Genomic DNA, 16224 nt, shown 5'->3' with positions numbered 1-16224 from the left:
GGAGACGAATGCCCACGCGACAGCCCGCGCGCAGCTTGGCCAGGCGCACACCGGGAGACCTGCTGGCGGGTCTCGGCGCCCTGATCGTCCTGGCCGCGCTCGTCGCGGGCGTCCCCTACGCCCTGCTCCGGCTCGCCGGGCCGCCGCTCCCGCGGGAGCTGCTCGACCTCGACGTGCTGACCAGCCAGGTGGGCACGAGCACGATCGTCGCGATCCTCGTCCTGCTGGTCTGGCTGGCGTGGCTGCAGATGGTCGTCTGCGTGCTGGTCGAGATCTACGGCGGGCTGCGCAGGGTCGGCATGCCGGCACGGGTGCCGCTCTCCGGCGGCACCCAGATGATCGCCAACCGGCTGGTCTCCGCGGCCATGCTGCTGTTCACCGTCTCGGCGGTGGCGCTGCCGATCGCCAAGCTCACCGCCCCGCCTCCCGCCCTCCCCGGCATCGTCTCCACCGGCCTGCCGACGATGTCCGGCCCCGTCGCCGGCGAGCGGGCCGAGCTGGAGCCGGCGCGCAAGGCCAAGAAGGTCTACGTGGTGCAGCCGCCGCACGGGCGCCACCACGAGAGCCTCTGGGAGATCGCCGAGAAGTGCCTCGGCGACGGGCGGCGGTACCCGGAGGTCTACCGGCTCAACCAGCACAAGGAGCAGCCGGACGGCAGCCGCCTGCGGATGGCCGACCTGATCAGGCCCGGCTGGGTCCTGGACATGCCCGACGACGCGCGCAACGTGCACATCGTCCCCGCCACCGAGTCGCGCGACGACATCCTCGCCGACCACCGCGGCACGCCGGCCGAGCTGGACGGCCGCACCCAGACGTTCACCCCCGACGCCGCGGACCTTCCCGGCGAACGGCTCCCCGCCACCCCCGAAGCCCCCGACGCTGACACCGCCGCGCCCCGCGACGGCGCCGACCGTGACGCCCGGACGCCGCCCGAACAGCGCCCCGAACAGCGCCCCGGGCAGGACCGGGACGCCGGAGCCGGCCCGCGGCAGGACACGGCTCAGGACACGGCTCAGGACACGGGGCAGGGCACGGGGCAGGACCGGGGCGCCGGAGCCGACCTGGGCCACGACGCGGCTCAGGACCAGGGGCGGCAGCAGGACCCGAACATGTTCGACTACCTGGCCGCCGCCTCGCTGGCCGCCGCCGGGCTGCTGGTGGCACTCGGCCGCAGGCGCAGGCAGCAGCTCTGGCACCGGGCGTTCGGCCGCCGCGTCGTCCGCCCCAGGGACGACGCGGCCGACGCCGAGCTCGCGCTCAGGCTCGGTGCCGACGCCCCGGGCAGCCGGATGCTCGACATCGGGCTCAGGCTCCTGGGCCGCTCCCTCGCCGCCCAGAACCGGACCCCGCCCACGATCTACGCCGCGCACCTGTCGGCCCAGACCCTCGACCTGTGGGTGCATCCGCCCGACTCCGAGGCCCCGGCCCCCTGGACGGCCCACGACGGCGGCCAGGTCTGGCGCCTGCCCGCGCACGAGGGACGGATGATCGACGAGCAGGCCCTCGCCGACGCTCCCGCGCCGTATCCGGGGCTGGTCTCGCTCGGCTCCAACGGCGAGGGCCGGGTGCTCGTCGACCTGGAGGCCGCGCACGGCCCGATCCGCATCCACGGCTCGCAGACCACCGCGGCGCTGGCCGCGCTCGCCGTGGAACTGGCCACCAACCGCTGGTCGGACCGGATGCGGGTCACCCTGGTCGGCTTCGGCGAGGAGCTGACCGTGATCGCCCCCGACCGGATCAGGTACGCGGGCGACCTGACGGAGGTCCTCCCCGAGCTGGAGGCGGAGGCCGCGGCCACGGGCGGGAGCCGCGGCGGCGAGGTGCTCACCGGCCGCGTCCGGGGCCGCGCCGCCGACCCGGCCTGGACCCCGCACTACCTGCTCTCCGCCGTCCCCCCCACCGAGGAGGAGGGGCGGCGCCTGGCGCTGCTCGCCAGGAAGGGCGTCAGGACCGCCACCGGGTACGTCGTCGCGGGCGACGTCCCGCACGCCACCTGGAACTGGCAGATCACCGAGCAGGGCCGGGCCGAGGTGGACGCGCTCGGGTTCGACGTCGCGGCGCACCTGCTGCCCCGCCGCCACTACCGGGCGCTGATCGACCTGTTCCTGGCGGCCGACCGGCTGGAGGGCGAGCCGCTCCCCGACGAGGTGGAGCCCATCCCCGCCCGGCCCTCGGTCGAGGTGCGGATCCTGGGGCCCGCCGAGGTCGTCGGCCCCCCGCCCATGGAGGAGGGGCGGGCGGTGCTCGCCGTCGAGCTCGTCGTCTACCTGGCCACCCACCCCGGCGGCGTCCACCCCGTGGTGCTCGGCGGCATCCTGTGGCCGAGGGGCGTGCAACCCGTCGTCAGGGACGCCACGATCGCCAGGGTCGTCGCCTGGCTGGGCACCGACGGTCAGGGCAGGCCCAACCTCTACGCCGACGAGTCCGGACGGCTCCGGCTCGGTCCCGAGGTGTGCACCGACTGGATGGTCTTCCGCGACCTCGTCCGCCGCTCGCACGCCGACAACGCGGGGCGCCACGCGCTGCTGGAGAGGGCACTGGACCTGGTCCGCGGCCCGCTGCTGAGCGGCCGCCCGCGCGGCCGTTACGCGTGGCTGGCCGCCGACGACCTGGAGTACGACGTGACCGCGGGCGTGGCGGACGCCGCGCACCGGCTCTGCGAGGTGCGGATGGCCCGCGGCGAGGTCGACGAGGCCGTGGCGGCGGTGCGGGCCGGCCTGCTGCTGGCCGCCGACGACGAGGGGCTCTGGCGCGACCTGCTGCGCGCCACCCACCTCGGCGGGGACCCCGTCCGGCTGCGCGCCGTGGCCGACGCCCTGCAGCGCAGGGCCGCCTCCCACCCCTACGGCGGCGGGATGGCGCCCGAGACCGAGGCCCTGATCGACGAGCTGCTGCCCTCGTGGCGGATGCGCTCGGCCCCGACGGCATGACGCGCCCGCGGGACCCGGCCCGCGCGGCGGACGTCACACGACGGGACGAGGACGATGACGAGGAGAGAAGTATGCCGAATGGCGCATGTCGGTGGTTCCGGCCGCCGAGCGCTTCTAACGTGATCGGTGTGCGTACCGTGATCGCGCTGGTCGTGCTCGTGGCGGCGGCCTGCGCCCCGCCCGCGGCCGAGCCGTTCACCCCCGTCGACCTCTCCGCCGGCGGCTCCTCTCCGGGGCCCGCCGGCGGCTCCTCGCCGGACCCCGCGGGGACGGGGCCGAGGGTGGAGACGGTCCAGGTCTCCCCGGACGTCCAGGTGGTGGTGGAGTGGCCGGCGGTGACCGACCCGGACACCGTCGGGATGATCGAGACTCTCCGCGACTACCGCGCCGGATCCTTCCGGGCGGTCGTCACCGGGGGTGAGGACACCGCGTACCACAAGGTCTTCCACGACGAGGCGATCATGGAGGGGTACCGGTGGGTGAAGGAGTTCCTGAAGCAGCGCCGCTCGGTGCGCGGGGTCTCCCGGCTGTACGCGCTGAACGTCGTCTCGGTCTTCGAGGGCAAGGGGGCCGAGCTGCGCGCGTGCGTGGACGAGACCGGGATGAGGCTGCTGGACGCGGAGACCGGGAAGGCGGTCCGCAGGCAGCCCGACTGGACCAGGAGTCCCTTCCTCCAGATCGTCGGCCTCCAGCGGGGCGACGACGGGATCTGGCGGATCAAGCTGCTCGAGCACGCCGACCCTTTCAGTGAGGGCGCGAAGGGATGTCTTCGATGATCGTGAACATGGTGGTCGCGGGATCGCTCCTGCTCGCTCCGGCCACCGCCCCGGACCCCGGCGGCGCGGGTGGCGGTGACAGCCCCGGCGTCCGGGTCGAGGCCGACCAGAAGGGGAGGACGTCGGGGATCACCCTGAAGAACTCCCAGATCATCGTCAGCGGGAACGGCCGCGGCGGGAAGAGCGACGGCTACCGGCTCAAACGCCCCTGCTGGTACGAACCCGCGCAGAACGCCGAGGACATGCTGAAGTACCAGCAGTCCGTGAACCCCCGGCCGGACCCGGAAGCGCCGCAGACCCGGCAGAAGGCCCTCGAGCCGTTCGCGGAGAAGCTCGGCGAGGAGGGGCGCTGGTGGGTGGTCGCCCACGACTCGTCCGACCCCGACGGGGTGGGCTGCCAGCTGGCGATGGACACCTACGTGTTCGTGCCGCCCGGCACGACCCCGCCCAACGGCATCACCCTGGCCGAGCTGGCCGACATCGCCCGTGCCGCGCTGACCGTGCCCGAGCCGAGGATCGAGCTCAGCCCGGACGCCAAGAGCTACGTCAACCTGCCGACCTGGGTCTGGCTGGGCGACGTCGGCGAGACCACCCGCTCCGTGACCGCCACGCTGCCCGGGGTCATGAGCGTCACCGTGGCGGCCAACCTCACGGACATCAAGATCAAGTCGGGTACCACCGAGGAACGGGCGACGGTCGAGACCGGGGGGTGCGGCACGAGCGGCACGCCGTACACGAAGGGCGCGAAGTTCACCTGCGGCGTGACCTACCTGCGGGCCTCGATCGACCAGCCGCGCGGCGTCTACGAGCTGACGGTCGACTCGGCCTGGGAGGTCGAGGTCGTGGACGACGTGGTGGACGTCGCCTACGACCCGATCGAGGCCTCGGCCACCCGCGACGTCCCGGTGGGCGAGGTGCAGAGCACGGTCAGGAAGACCGGCTAGCGGCACCTCTCCCGGGACCGGTGCCGGCCCCCGGGGACGGGGCCTCTTCGCGGGCCGGGTCCCCGGGGGCTCCGGCGTCCCTAGTGCTCCCGGACCCGGAGCCGCTCGGCGGCCGGCGCCCCCTCGTGGGTGAGCAGCCACTGCTTGACCGGGGTGCCGTAGTAGTAGCCGCCGTACCCGCCGCCGGAGGGCAGGACGCGGTGGCAGGGGACGAACGGCGCGATCAGGTTCCGCGCGCACGCGGAGCCGGCGGCCCTGGCCGCCGTCCTGGGCAGCCCGGCCCGTTCGGCGAGCTCGGCGTAGCTGATCGTGACGCCCGCGGGCACCTGGCGCAGGGCGGTGAGCAGCCGCTGCCGGACGGGCGTGCCCGGCTGCTCCACCGGTATCGCGTCCAGGGCGGTCAGGTCGCCGTCCAGGTAGTCGCGGACCGCCCGCGAGGGCCGGCCCAAATCGTCGCTGAGCGCCATCCCCTCGGCGCGCAGCTCGGGGGAGAGGCGCGCGAACATCTCCTCGGGGCCGACGGTGGTGAAGCCCGCCGCCAGCAGCACGCCCTGGCGGGCGAGCATGGCCAGCGGGCCGATCGGGGTGTCGAGAACCTGTGCCTCTATCATTCCGAACTCCAAAGGTGCAGCGCGGCGTACGCCCTCCAGGGGCGCCACCGCTCGATGTGACTGTCGGGGATGCCCAGGCAGGCCATGGCCCGCCGCAGGCCGAGGTCTCCGCCGGGCCAGGCGTCCGGGTCGCGCAGCGCCCGCAGCGCGATGTACCCGGCGGTCCACGGGCCGATCCCGGGGACCTCCAGCAGGCCGGCGACCGCCTCCGCGGGCTCCTGCCCGCCGTCCAGGTCGATCTCGCCGGCCGCGACCTTCGCGGCGAGCGCCCTGAGCGTGGCGGTCCGCCGCCCGGTCAGGCCGAGCCCGTCGAGGTCGGCCTCGGCGAGCCGTTCCGCGTCCGGGAACAGCAGGCCCGGCCCGGTGGCCGACGCGGGGCTCCCGGCGCGGGCCGTGACACGGCCCAGCAGGGTACGGGCGCCCGCGACGGAGATCTGCTGGCCGACCACGGCGCGGACGGCCATCTCGAAGCCGTCCCACGCGCCGGGCACCCGCAGCCCGGGGCGGGTGGCGACGAGCGGTGCCAGCGAGGTGTCGCCGAGGGCGGAGGAGATGGCCTCCGGCTCCGCGTCGAGATCGAGGAGACGCCGGCAGCGGGCCACGATCCGGGCCAGGTTGCGGGTGTCCTCGACGCTCACGTCCAGCCGGACGCGGCCCGGTTCGGGGGTCAGGGTGACGGTGCCGCCCGGCACGGCGCGGCTGTACGAGGTGGCGCAGGCCCGCTCCAGGCCGGGGATCGCCCGCGCCGCCAGGAACCGCATCAGGGTCGCGGCGTCGTAGGGCTCCCTGCGGTGCAGCCGCAGGGTCAGCACGCTCGCGGAGGCTCCCGCCCCGCCGTCCGGGCCCGTCCCGGCGCGCGCGCCGGCCCCGCCGTCCGCGAGGGTCCCGGCCGCGTCCCCACCGGCCTGTCCCGCCGCGTCGCCGCCCCCGTCGTCGGCGCTCCCGGTGCCCTCGCCCCTCCGGGCGTCGTTCCCGTCGGCCGTCCTGCGCGTGGTCGCGCGCAGTTCGCCCGGGGTGAAGCCGTAGGTGTCCTTCATGGCCGCGTTGAACTGCCGGACGCTGCCGAACCCCGCGGCGAACGCCACGTCGACGATCGGCAGCGCGGTCTCGGTCAGCAGTTGCTTGGCGAGCAGCAGGCGCCTTGTCCTGGCCACGGCCAGCGGCCCCACGCCGATCTCCGAGGTGAACAGCCGGTGCAGGTGCCGGCCGGTGATGTGCAGCCGTCCGGCCAGGCGGGTCATCCCGCCGTCGTCGGCCACGCCCTCGTCGATCAGCCGGAGCGCGCGGCCGACCAGGTCGCCACGGTGGTCCCAGCCGGGATCGCCGGGGCTCAGCTCGGGCCGGCACCGCTTGCAGGGCCGGAACCCGGCGGCCTCGGCCGTGGCGGCGTGCCGGTAGAAGCGCACGTTGCGGGTGGCGGGGGTGCGGGCCGGGCAGATCGGCCGGCAGTAGATGCGGGTGGAGGTGACCGCCGTGTAGAACCGCCCGTCGAACCGGGCGTCCCTCGCGGCGACCGCGCGGTAACAGGCGTCGAAGTCGAGCTCTTTAACGGACACGACAACGACGCTACCCTCGGCGGACCCGGTGAGGCTGGCGGGAATCGGACACTGCGGCGACCCCCTGCGGCCTGGTCCGGAAGGACGTCCCGGGCTCCCCGGAGAAGATCCCCCGGGCTCGCCCGGACACGGGGAAGGACCCTCGGGCCTCACCCGGGGGCGGCCCTCCGGCCTCACCCGGGGAGGGTCCGCCGGTCTCACTTGGAGGAGACGCCGACACCGATCTCGAACTCGCGGTAGACGCGGGCCCAGAACCCGTCGCGGAGCCAGACACGGGCCTCGGGGTAGGGGCGCAGCGAGTGCCCGAGCTCCTTCTCCGCCTCGATGAGCAGCTCGGTGTCGATCACCGTGGGCAGGATCGGGCCGGGCAGCAGGTCGCGGATGTTGTCGCGGCCACGGGTGAGGATCCACTTCTGGGCGACGTGCTCGCCCACCTCCTCGACGCGCGGCCGGCTGGGGCCCAGCTTGGTGACCTGGGCCACCGGGATCTTGGGTTTCGCGGCCGTACGGCCGGCGAAGACCTGGGCGGGGGAGGGGGCGGCGGGGGCGGCCGGGACCGGGACCGGCGCGGGGGCGCGGCTGAAGAAGGAACGCAGGAAGTCGGCGCTGATGATCTCGACGGTGTCGGACTCCCAGACCAGGCGCTCGGCCTGGTTGGTGCCGTAGGGGGGTTCGACGCCCCACAGGTGGATCCGCACCCCGTAGGCCTGGGCGGCCTCGACGGCGGGCACCATGTCCTCGTCCCCGGCCAGCAGTATCGTGTCGCTCACCGCGTGGTGCCTGGCCAGCGCCTCCAGGTCGCTCCTGATCTGCGCGTCCACGCCCTTCTGCTGGCCGCGCGCGTTGAGGTTGCCCAGGCGGACCTTGACCCAGGGGAGCTGGGCGATGACCCGCTGGTCGACGGTCGGCACCCGGTCGCGCGCGGCGTCGTACCAGTAGATCCGGAGGAGCTCGCCATGGATGCGCTCCTCGGCGTGCTTCTGCAGCGCCTGGATCAGCTCGTCGGCCGCCACCTTGTATTCCTTGCGCTCCTTGGCGGCGAGCAGGACTTCCCCGGCGGCGGCGTAAAGGTAGCCGACGTCGACCAGGACGGCGTACTTGCCGGGGATGGGGCGTGATGTGAGGTCCAGGATGGTCATGGCGTCCTCCAGGCCTCGGAACTAGCTGATCGGCTGACTATATGCGCCCATTTCTTAGATGGTCCCAACTCTCGCGCAAGTTGACACCCCGTTCCGGGGATCTATCTCGGCAGCGCGCTCGATCTCCACGCGCCTTGTCCGTTAGGGAGTTGTTTTCGCATGCCATGAGCGTGATTGCTCCACGATTTCGGCGTCTGCGCGCTTTCTGAGGCCGGAATCGACGGTCCGGCCTGCGACGAGAGGGCGATCACCACCGCGGCGACCTCCTCCGGTGTGGCGTCCCCTTTAATGATCTTCAAATGCTTCACAGCGGGATGTTCCCATGCTTCTTGGGCGGCAGGGTGGCGCGCTTGTTGCGCAGGGCCCGCAATGCCCTGATGATCCGGACGCGGGTGTCGGAGGGGCGGATCACCGCGTCCACATAACCGCGTTCGGCCGCGAGGTAGGGGTTGGCGAGCGTGTCCTCGTACTCGGTGACCAGCCGGGCCCGGTGGGCGTCCGGGTCCTCGGCCGCGAGGAGCTCGCGCCGGTAGAGGATGTTGACCGCGCCCTGGGCGCCCATCACCGCGATCTGCGCCGTCGGCCAGGCCAGGTTGACGTCCGCGCCCAGGTGCTTGGAGCCCATGACGTCGTACGCGCCGCCGTAGGCCTTGCGGGTGATGACCGTGACCAGCGGCACGGTCGCCTCGGCGTAGGCGTAGAGCAGCTTGGCGCCCCTGCGGATGATCCCGTTCCACTCCTGGTCGGTGCCCGGCAGGAACCCGGGGACGTCCACGAAGGTCAGCACCGGGACGTTGAAGGCGTCGCAGGTGCGGACGAACCGCGCGGCCTTCTCCGAGGCCGCGATGTCCAGCGTCCCCGCGGAGCTCATCGGCTGGTTGGCGACGATGCCCACCGAGCGTCCCTCGACCCGGCCGAAGCCCACGACGATGTTGGGCGCGAACCCGGCGTGGACCTCCAGGAACTCGCCCTCGTCCAGGACGTGCTCGACGACCGCGCGCATGTCGTAGGGCTGGTTCGCCGAGTCGGGGATCAGGGTGTCGAGCTCGCGGTCGGCGTCGGTGGTCTCCATGACGGGATCGGCGGCGAAGACCGGCGTCTCGTCCATGTTGTTGGACGGCAGGTAGGACAGCAGCGCGCGGGCGTACTCCAGGCAGTCGGCCTCGTCGGCGGCCTCGTAGTGCGCCACGCCCGAGCGGGAGTTGTGCGTGTGCGCCCCGCCGAGCTCCTCGAACGTCACCTCCTCGCCGGTGACGGTCCTGATCACGTCGGGGCCGGTGATGAACATGTGCGACTTCTCCGAGACCATCAGCACGAAGTCGGTGAGGGCCGGGGAGTAGACGGCGCCGCCCGCGCACGGGCCCATGATCAGCGAGATCTGCGGGATCACCCCGGAGGCGTGCACGTTCCGCTTGAAGATCTCGGCGTACAGGCCGAGCGAGACCACGCCCTCCTGGATGCGCGCCCCGCCGGAGTCGTTGATGCCGATCATCGGGCAGCCGGTCTTCAGCGCGTGGTCCATCACCTTGACGATCTTCTCTCCGAAGACCTCGCCCAGGGAGCCGCCGAAGACCGTGAAGTCCTGGGCGAAGATCGCCACCGGCCGGTCGTCGACCGTGCCGTACCCGGTGACCACGCCGTCGCCGTAGGGCCGCTCGCGTTCCATGCCGAAGCTGGTGGACCGGTGCCTGGCGAGCTCGTCGAACTCCACGAAGCTGCCCTCGTCGAGGAAGGCCAGGACCCGCTCGCGGGCGGTCATCTTGCCCTTCGCGTGCTGTCTCTCGACGGCGCGCGCCGAGCCCGCGTGGGCGGCCTCGTGCAGCCGGCGCTCCAGATCGGCCAGCTTCCCGGCGGTCGTGCGGATGTCGGGTCCGGGATCCACCGGCTCGGCGCTCATCGGAAACCTCCAGTGCGGGCGCCCCGGACTCCGGTCCCCGGGGCAGGGGCACCGCACGGTACCGTGCGGTGCCGGTCCAGTTTCGCCTGTTCCGCGGTGAGAACCAAGCCGCCGGAGCCACGGTGGAGGGCGGCGAACCATAACGACGGATCGTTCGTTCCCCCTCCAGGATCGACCGATCCCGGAAGGGGGCACGATGCCGGAAATCACGGAAGCGGTACGGACCAGCGGGCTGGTCAAGAGGTTCGGGCAACAGGTGGCGGTCGGGAACGTCGACCTGGTGGTGCCGCGCGGCGGCTTCGCCGGGCTGGTCGGGCCCAACGGCGCGGGGAAGACCACCACGCTCAGCATGGTCACCGGCCTGCTCCGCCCGGACGAGGGCACGATCCACATCGACGGGATCGACGTCTGGCGCGACCAGGTCGCGGTCAAGAGCCGCATCGGCGTGCTCCCCGAGGGGCTGCGCCTGTTCGAGCGGCTGTCGGGCCGGGAGCTGCTCTCCTACAACGGCCAGCTCCGCGGCATCCCCCGGGACGAGGTGCTGCGCCGCTCCGGCGAGCTGCTGGAGATCATGGGCCTGACCGAGGCGGCCGACAAGCTCGTCGTCGACTACTCCACCGGCATGCGCAAGAAGATCGGCCTGGCCGCCGCGCTGCTGCACAACCCCGCGGTGCTCTTCCTCGACGAGCCGTTCGAGGGCGTGGACCCGGTCAGCGCCAACACGCTCGTCGAGGTGCTCCGGCGCTACACCGCCTCCGGTTCGACCGTCGTCTTCTCCAGTCACGTCATGGAGCTGGTGGAGCGCCTGTGCGACTGGGTCTCGGTGATGAACCGCGGGCGGATCGTCGCCCAGGGGCCGCTGGACGAGGTCAGGGCGGGCCGCGGCCTCAACGAGGCGTTCCTCGCCCTGGTCGGTGCCCGTGACGGCGAGGGGACGAGCGGACAGGAGGGCCTGTCATGGCTGGGCACGACCCCGAGGTGAGCACCACCCCGAACGCCGTCCCGGACCCCGCCCCGCCCGGCGTCCCCCCCGTCCCCCCGCTCACCCCGCCGTCCACCCGGGCCGGCGCCCCCGCCGGGGCCTTCGCGGGGGCCCCGGCCGCCGCGCGGGTGAGCCCCATGGTGTTCGTACGGCTCAAGCTGCGGCTCGTCGCGGGCAACCTGCGCGGCAGCACCCAGCGCCGGCTGGGGTTCGTCTTCACGGTGCTCGCCGCGATCGTGGTGGCCGCCTTCGGCTTCATGACGATGGCCGGGCTGCGGTTCGTCCCGCCCGGCCTCGCGGTGGACGCGGTGACCGTGCTGTTCACCTTCCTGCTGGTGGGCTGGGTGATCGTGCCGCTGATGATGTTCGGGCTGGACGACACCGTCGACCCGTCGCGGCTGTCGCTGTTCCCGCTGCGCACGGGGCGGCTCGCCACCGGCATGTTCGCCGCCTCGATCACCGGGGTCTGGCCGGCCGCCACGCTGGTCGTCACGAGCGGGGCCGTGGCCGGGCTGGCCGACGGGATCGGCGAGGTGCTGCTGGGCGCGGTCGCGGTGCTGCTCCACTTCGCGCTCTGTGTCGTCCTCTCCCGGCTGGCGACCACGGCCCTGTCGGGCGTGCTGCGCAGCCGCAGGGGACGCGACGTGCTGGCCATCTCCGCGATCTTCGTGGTGCTGGCCGCCCAGGTCCCCAACCTGCTGCTCAACGGCGGCATGTCCACCGACCCCGAGGTGCTGCTGGGCGCCATGGCGTCGATGCTGCGCTGGACCCCGTCCGGCCTGGCGGCGCACGCCGTCGCCGGCGGCGGCCTCGTCGCGGTCACCGGGATCGTCGTGCTCGCCGCCCTGGTCGCGGTGGTCGGGTGGCTGTGGATCGCGGCCCTGCGCCGCGCCCTGGTCACGCCGGACGCCTCCACCGAGGGTGCGGCGGTGCGCGACTCCGGTGGCCTGTCGGCCAGGTTCCTGCCCTACGGCCCGCTCGCGGCGGTCGTGGGCAAGGAGCTCAAGTACGCCCGCCGCGACCCTCGCGGCAGGGTCGGCTGGTTCGCCGCCGTCGCGGTCGCCGGGATCATGGCCTTCTCGATCAACAACAACGACGACGGCGGCGCGGGCGGCATCGGCCTGGCGCTGGCGCCCGCCTGCCTCGGCGCGGCGATGATCGCGATCCAGGGGTGCAACGCCTTCGGCATCGACGGCCGCTCCCTGTGGATGAACACCGTCGTGTACGGCAGCGACCGCGACTGGCGCGTCGACATCGCCGGGCGGCACCTGGCCGTGACCGTGATCGCGGTCCCGCTGCTGGTCCTGCTCTCCGTGGTCGCCGCGCTGCTCGCCGGGGACGTCCTCTGGGCGGTCCCCGCGGTGATCACCGCCTGGGGCGTCCTGGGCGTCGGGCTGGGCGTGGGCGCGCTGACCAGCGTGCTGCTGCCCTACACCGTGCCCGAGCGGCTGAACGCCTTCACCGGCGCGGCCCCCGGCCAGGGCGGCATCGCCTTCCTGGCCTCGTTCGGCGCGTTGATCGGCACCGGCCTGCTCTCGCTGCCGATCCTCGTGCCGATGGCGCTGGGTCACCTCTGGGTCTGCGCGCTGGCGGTCCCCTACGGTGTGCTGCTGTCCTGGGGCGCCCGCAGGGTCGCCGGGAAGGTGGCCTTCGCCCGGTATCCGGCCCTGCTGGAGGCGACCTCTGCGGCCACCTGAGTGGTCTAGTCCAATGGGTGAGACCGGTCTCCGCCGGTCGAAACCCGGTCGGTACCCTGACGAGCATGGCCACCACCGTGTCGCATCAGGCAGAGCGTTCCTCCGCCGTCACCGAGATGCCCGACGAGCTGCGCGCGGACGTGCGGCTGCTCGGCGAACTCCTCGGGCAGGTCATCGCCGAACATGGCGGCGATGACCTGCTCGCCGATGTCGAACGACTGCGCAAGGCCGTCATCGGGGCGCGCCGCCGGCAGGTCTCGGTCGACGAGATCACCGCGATGGTGGCCGAGTGGCCCGTCGACCGCGCCGTGCAGATCGCCCGCGCCTTCACCTGTTACTTCCACCTGGCCAACCTGGCCGAGGAGCACTTCAGGATCCGCACGCTCAGGGTCCGCGACACCGGTGAGGAGCCGCTGCCGGAGTCGCTGGCCCAGGCCGTCCAGGAGCTCGGCGGCGGCAAGGTCGCCGACCTGGTCGAGGGACTGCGCCTGCACCCGGTGCTGACCGCCCACCCCACCGAGGCGCGCAGGCGCGCGGTGGTCACCGCCATCCAGCGCATCAGCCACCAGCTCGCCGCCTACAACAGCTCCGACCGGGGGGCCGCGGAGCGGGCCGAGACGCGGCGGCGGCTGCTGGAGGAGATCGACCTGCTCTGGCGCACCGCCCAGCTCAGGTCCACCAAGCTGGACCCGCTGGACGAGGTCCGCACCGCCATGGCGGCCTTCGACGAGACCCTCTTCCGGGTGGTCCCGCAGGTCTACCGCGCGCTGGACGCCGCGCTCGGCACCGGCACCGGCACCGAGCGGCCCCGGGCCCGCGCCTTCATCCGGTACGGGAGCTGGATCGGCGGCGACCGTGACGGCAACCCCAACGTCACCGCCAAGGTCACCCGCGACGCCGTCCTCATCCAGGCCGAGCACGTGCTCATCGCCCTGGAGAACGCCACCTCGCGCATCGGCCGCTCGCTGACCCTCGGCGCGGACCACACCCCGGCCTCGCCCGAGCTGCGCGCCGCGCTGGCCGCCGCCGAGAACGACCACCCCGAGGTGGTCTCGGAGATGGCCACCCGCTCCCCGGGCGAGCCGCACCGGCAGTGGCTGATGTTCGTCGCGGCCCGCATCGCCGCCACCCGCCAGCGCGGCCTCGACCTCGCCTACCGCTCTCCCGAGCAGCTCCTGACCGATCTGCGCGTCGCCCAGGCGTCGCTGGTCGCGGCCGGGGCCAGGCGGCAGGCCTACGGCGAGCTGCAGCACCTCGTCTGGCAGGTGGAGACGTTCGGGTTCCACCTGGCGGAGCTGGAGGTGCGCCAGCACTCCCAGGTCCACGCCGCCGCGCTGGAGGAGATCGCCGCCGGTCGCACCTCCGAGCGGACCGAGGAGGTGCTGGCCACGATCCGCACCATCGCCTGGATCCAGGAGCGGTTCGGGCTGGCCGCCTGCCGCCGCTACGTCGTCTCCTTCACCCGCTCGGCCGACGACATCGCCGCCGTCCACGAGCTGGCCGCGCACGCCCTGGGCGAGCGCGCCCCGCGCCTGGACGTGGTCCCGCTCTTCGAGTCCGGCGCCGACCTGGCCGCCGCCCCGGCCGTGCTGTCCGGGATGCTGGAGATCCCGGCCGTGCGGGCCGCGCTGGCCGAGGAGCGGCGCCTGGAGGTGATGCTCGGCTACTCCGACTCCGCCAAGGAGCTCGGCCCGGCCGCGGCCACCCTCAAGCTGTACGAGGCGCAGGAGGCGCTGGCCGCCTGGTCCGCCGAGCACGACGTACCCCTGACGCTCTTCCACGGCCGGGGCGGGGCCCTGGGCCGGGGCGGCGGCCCGGCCAACCGGGCCGTGCTCGCGCAGGCCCCCGGCTCGGTGGGCGGCAGGTTCAAGGTCACCGAGCAGGGCGAGGTCATCTTCGCCCGCTACGGCCACGACGCCATCGCCCGCAGGCACATGGAGCAGGTCACCTCGGCGGTGCTGCTCGCCTCCACCCCGTCCATCGAGGCGCGCACCGCCGAGGCCGCCGGGCGCTTCCGCGGCGTGGCCGAGCGGGTCGCCTCCGCCTCGGAGAGGGCCTACCGGCACCTGACCGAGGCGCCGGGCTTCCCCGAGTGGTTCTCCCTGGTCAGCCCGCTGGAGGAGATCGGCTCGCTCCGGCTGGGTTCGCGCCCGGCCCGGCGCGGCCTCGGCGCGCCCCGCTCCCTGGACGACCTGCGGGCCATCCCGTGGGTGTTCGCCTGGGCCCAGACCCGGGTCAACCTGCCCGGCTGGTACGGCCTGGGCAGCGGCCTGGAGGCGGTGGTCTCCGAGGCCGGGCTGGACGAGCTGCGCGCCGCCTACCGGGAGTGGCCGCTGTTCGCCTCGCTGCTGGACAACGTGGAGATGTCGCTGGCCAAGACCGACCGCGCCATCGCCGCCCGCTACCTGGCGCTCGGTGCCAGGGACGACTTCGTCGAGCAGGTGCTGGCCGAGTACGACCTGACCCGCCGCCTGGTCCTGGAGACCACCGGCCACAGCCGCCTGCTGGAGGACCGCAGGGTCCTCTCCCGCGCGGTGCAGCTCCGTGACCCGTACGTGGACGCCCTGTCCCACCTGCAGCTGCGCGCGCTGTCCACGCTCCGCGCGGACGAGGGGCTCTCGGAGGCCGAGCGGGAGAGCCTGTCGACGCTGCTGCTGCTGTCGGTCAACGGCGTCGCCGCGGGCCTGCAGAACACCGGCTGACCCGCCGAGCCGTCCCGGGGCGGCCGTCCCGGGACGACCCTCCCGACGGCGCGGAGCGGCGGGCTGAGACGGCGCGGGTCGAGACGGCGCGGACGGGACGCTCAGGGCGTGAGGCGGTGCGCCCCGGCGTACACGTTGAAGCGCTCCTCGCGCAGGAAGCCGACCAGCGTCATGCCGAACTCCCCGGCCAGCTCGACGGCCAGGGAGGAGGGCGCGGACACCGCGCAGACGACCGGCAGGCCCGCGGCCAGGGCCTTCTGCATGATCTCGTAACTGGTCCGGCCGCTGACCATGAGCAGGTGGCCGTCCAGCGGCAGCCTGCCGGTCGTCGCGGCCCAGCCGACGAGCTTGTCCACCGCGTTGTGCCGCCCCACGTCCTCGCGGACCACGAGCGGCTCCCCGCCGGGGGTGAACAGGCCGGCGGCGTGCAGGCCCCCGGTCTTGCCGAAGACCCCCTGTGCCCGCCTGAGGCGGCCGGGGAGTTCGTACAGGACCTCCGGGGAGACGCGCAGCCCCCGGTCGGCCGGCAGCGGCCGGCAGCGGTCGCGCAGGGCGTCGAGGCTCGCGGTGCCGCAGACGCCGCACGCGCTCGACGTCATGAAGTGCCGGTCCAGCGACGGCAGGGCCGGCAGCGGGCCGCGGAGCCGCACGGTGACCGTGTTGTAGCGCGCCTGCGCGGGCACGTCCTCGTCGGTGCAGTAGGCGATGGACACCACGTCGTCCGGGGCGGCGACGCCCTCGCCGTGCAGGAACCCGGCGGCGAGCTCGAAGTCGTGCCCCGGGGTGCGCATGGTGATCGCGACCGTGCGGTGTTCCGCGCCCGACCGGATCCGGATCTCCAGCGGCTCCTCGGTGGCCAGGTCGTCGCGGCGCTCGTGAAGCGTGCCCGAGCGCATCTGCCCGACCCGCGCCCGGGTGGTGGGGCCGGGCCGGCGCGCGGCGTCCGCCCGCGGGTCGGGACGTCCGCTCATGCCCATCCTCCAGCGCGTC

At 73.8% G+C, this 16224-nt stretch carries 12 protein-coding genes; 6 read left to right on the top strand and 6 right to left on the bottom strand.

The window, feature by feature from the left end; translation table 11 throughout:
* Window positions 1–8 precede the first annotated feature (8 nt).
* From AB0G16_RS03215 to AB0G16_RS03205, 3 genes are all read left to right on the top strand, one after another.
* Window positions 9–2930, top strand: a complete 2922-nt coding sequence (locus AB0G16_RS03215) for a hypothetical protein (RefSeq protein WP_362797824.1) — start codon at window positions 9–11, stop codon at window positions 2928–2930.
* Window positions 2931–3058: 128 nt separating this feature from the next.
* Window positions 3059–3706, top strand: coding sequence for a hypothetical protein (locus AB0G16_RS03210; RefSeq protein ID WP_362797822.1), 648 nt, complete (start codon window positions 3059–3061; stop codon window positions 3704–3706).
* Window positions 3703–4650: a hypothetical protein gene (locus tag AB0G16_RS03205; protein WP_362797820.1), complete on the top strand. Its 948-nt coding sequence runs from the start codon at window positions 3703–3705 to the stop codon at window positions 4648–4650. The genes AB0G16_RS03210 and AB0G16_RS03205 overlap by 4 nt, the downstream gene beginning before the upstream one ends.
* A gap of 80 nt (window positions 4651–4730) precedes the next feature.
* Here the strand turns inward: AB0G16_RS03205 and AB0G16_RS03200 are convergent, their stop codons facing one another.
* From AB0G16_RS03200 to AB0G16_RS03180, 5 genes are all read right to left on the bottom strand, one after another.
* Window positions 4731–5261 (bottom strand): methylated-DNA--[protein]-cysteine S-methyltransferase, encoded by a 531-nt coding sequence (locus AB0G16_RS03200; RefSeq protein WP_362797818.1) that lies wholly within the window; start codon window positions 5259–5261, stop codon window positions 4731–4733.
* Window positions 5258–6817: an AlkA N-terminal domain-containing protein gene (locus AB0G16_RS03195; protein ID WP_362797816.1), complete on the bottom strand. Its 1560-nt coding sequence runs from the start codon at window positions 6815–6817 to the stop codon at window positions 5258–5260. The genes AB0G16_RS03200 and AB0G16_RS03195 overlap by 4 nt, the downstream gene beginning before the upstream one ends.
* A 197-nt stretch (window positions 6818–7014) precedes the next feature.
* Window positions 7015–7956, bottom strand: a complete 942-nt coding sequence (locus AB0G16_RS03190) for an NYN domain-containing protein (RefSeq protein ID WP_362797814.1) — start codon at window positions 7954–7956, stop codon at window positions 7015–7017.
* Between the two features lie 101 nt (window positions 7957–8057).
* On the bottom strand, window positions 8058–8264 hold the full coding sequence (locus tag AB0G16_RS03185; protein WP_362797812.1) for an acyl-CoA carboxylase subunit epsilon: 207 nt from the start codon (window positions 8262–8264) through the stop codon (window positions 8058–8060).
* Window positions 8261–9853 carry an acyl-CoA carboxylase subunit beta gene (locus tag AB0G16_RS03180; protein ID WP_362797810.1) on the bottom strand — a complete coding sequence of 531 codons (1593 nt, stop codon included), beginning with the start codon at window positions 9851–9853 and terminating at the stop codon, window positions 8261–8263. The genes AB0G16_RS03185 and AB0G16_RS03180 overlap by 4 nt, the downstream gene beginning before the upstream one ends.
* 196 nt (window positions 9854–10049) lie before the next feature.
* Between AB0G16_RS03180 and AB0G16_RS03175 the strand changes: the two genes are divergently transcribed.
* The 3 genes from AB0G16_RS03175 (at window position 10050) to AB0G16_RS03165 (ending at window position 15234) form a co-directional block, all read left to right on the top strand.
* Entirely contained in the window at window positions 10050–10835 is a 786-nt protein-coding gene (locus tag AB0G16_RS03175; protein ID WP_362797808.1) for an ABC transporter ATP-binding protein, read from the top strand.
* Window positions 10811–12532 carry a hypothetical protein gene (locus AB0G16_RS03170; RefSeq protein WP_362797806.1) on the top strand — a complete coding sequence of 574 codons (1722 nt, stop codon included), beginning with the start codon at window positions 10811–10813 and terminating at the stop codon, window positions 12530–12532. The genes AB0G16_RS03175 and AB0G16_RS03170 overlap by 25 nt, the downstream gene beginning before the upstream one ends.
* 65 nt (window positions 12533–12597) lie before the next feature.
* Window positions 12598–15234, top strand: coding sequence for a phosphoenolpyruvate carboxylase (locus AB0G16_RS03165; RefSeq protein ID WP_362797804.1), 2637 nt, complete (start codon window positions 12598–12600; stop codon window positions 15232–15234).
* A 101-nt stretch (window positions 15235–15335) separates the two neighbouring features.
* Here the strand turns inward: AB0G16_RS03165 and fdhD are convergent, their stop codons facing one another.
* A complete protein-coding gene (fdhD, locus tag AB0G16_RS03160) occupies window positions 15336–16205 on the bottom strand; it encodes a formate dehydrogenase accessory sulfurtransferase FdhD (protein ID WP_362797802.1) in 870 nt (289 codons plus the stop codon).
* Window positions 16206–16224: the final 19 nt, after the last annotated feature.

The organism is Streptosporangium sp. NPDC023615, from assembly GCF_040640155.1.
Taxonomy (GTDB): Bacteria; Actinomycetota; Actinomycetes; order Streptosporangiales; family Streptosporangiaceae; genus Streptosporangium.
This window is presented reverse-complemented; position numbering and strand designations above follow the sequence as displayed.

Coding starts and splice junctions, on each gene's coding strand:
- fdhD (WP_362797802.1), bottom strand. CDS start 16,205: ATGAGCGGACGTCCCGACCCGCGGGCGGACGCCGCGCGCCGGCCCGGC.
- AB0G16_RS03165 (WP_362797804.1), top strand. CDS start 12,598: ATGGCCACCACCGTGTCGCATCAGGCAGAGCGTTCCTCCGCCGTCACC.
- AB0G16_RS03200 (WP_362797818.1), bottom strand. CDS start 5,261: ATGATAGAGGCACAGGTTCTCGACACCCCGATCGGCCCGCTGGCCATG.
- AB0G16_RS03180 (WP_362797810.1), bottom strand. CDS start 9,853: ATGAGCGCCGAGCCGGTGGATCCCGGACCCGACATCCGCACGACCGCC.
- AB0G16_RS03175 (WP_362797808.1), top strand. CDS start 10,050: ATGCCGGAAATCACGGAAGCGGTACGGACCAGCGGGCTGGTCAAGAGG.
- AB0G16_RS03190 (WP_362797814.1), bottom strand. CDS start 7,956: ATGACCATCCTGGACCTCACATCACGCCCCATCCCCGGCAAGTACGCC.
- AB0G16_RS03215 (WP_362797824.1), top strand. CDS start 9: ATGCCCACGCGACAGCCCGCGCGCAGCTTGGCCAGGCGCACACCGGGA.
- AB0G16_RS03170 (WP_362797806.1), top strand. CDS start 10,811: ATGGCTGGGCACGACCCCGAGGTGAGCACCACCCCGAACGCCGTCCCG.
- AB0G16_RS03205 (WP_362797820.1), top strand. CDS start 3,703: ATGATCGTGAACATGGTGGTCGCGGGATCGCTCCTGCTCGCTCCGGCC.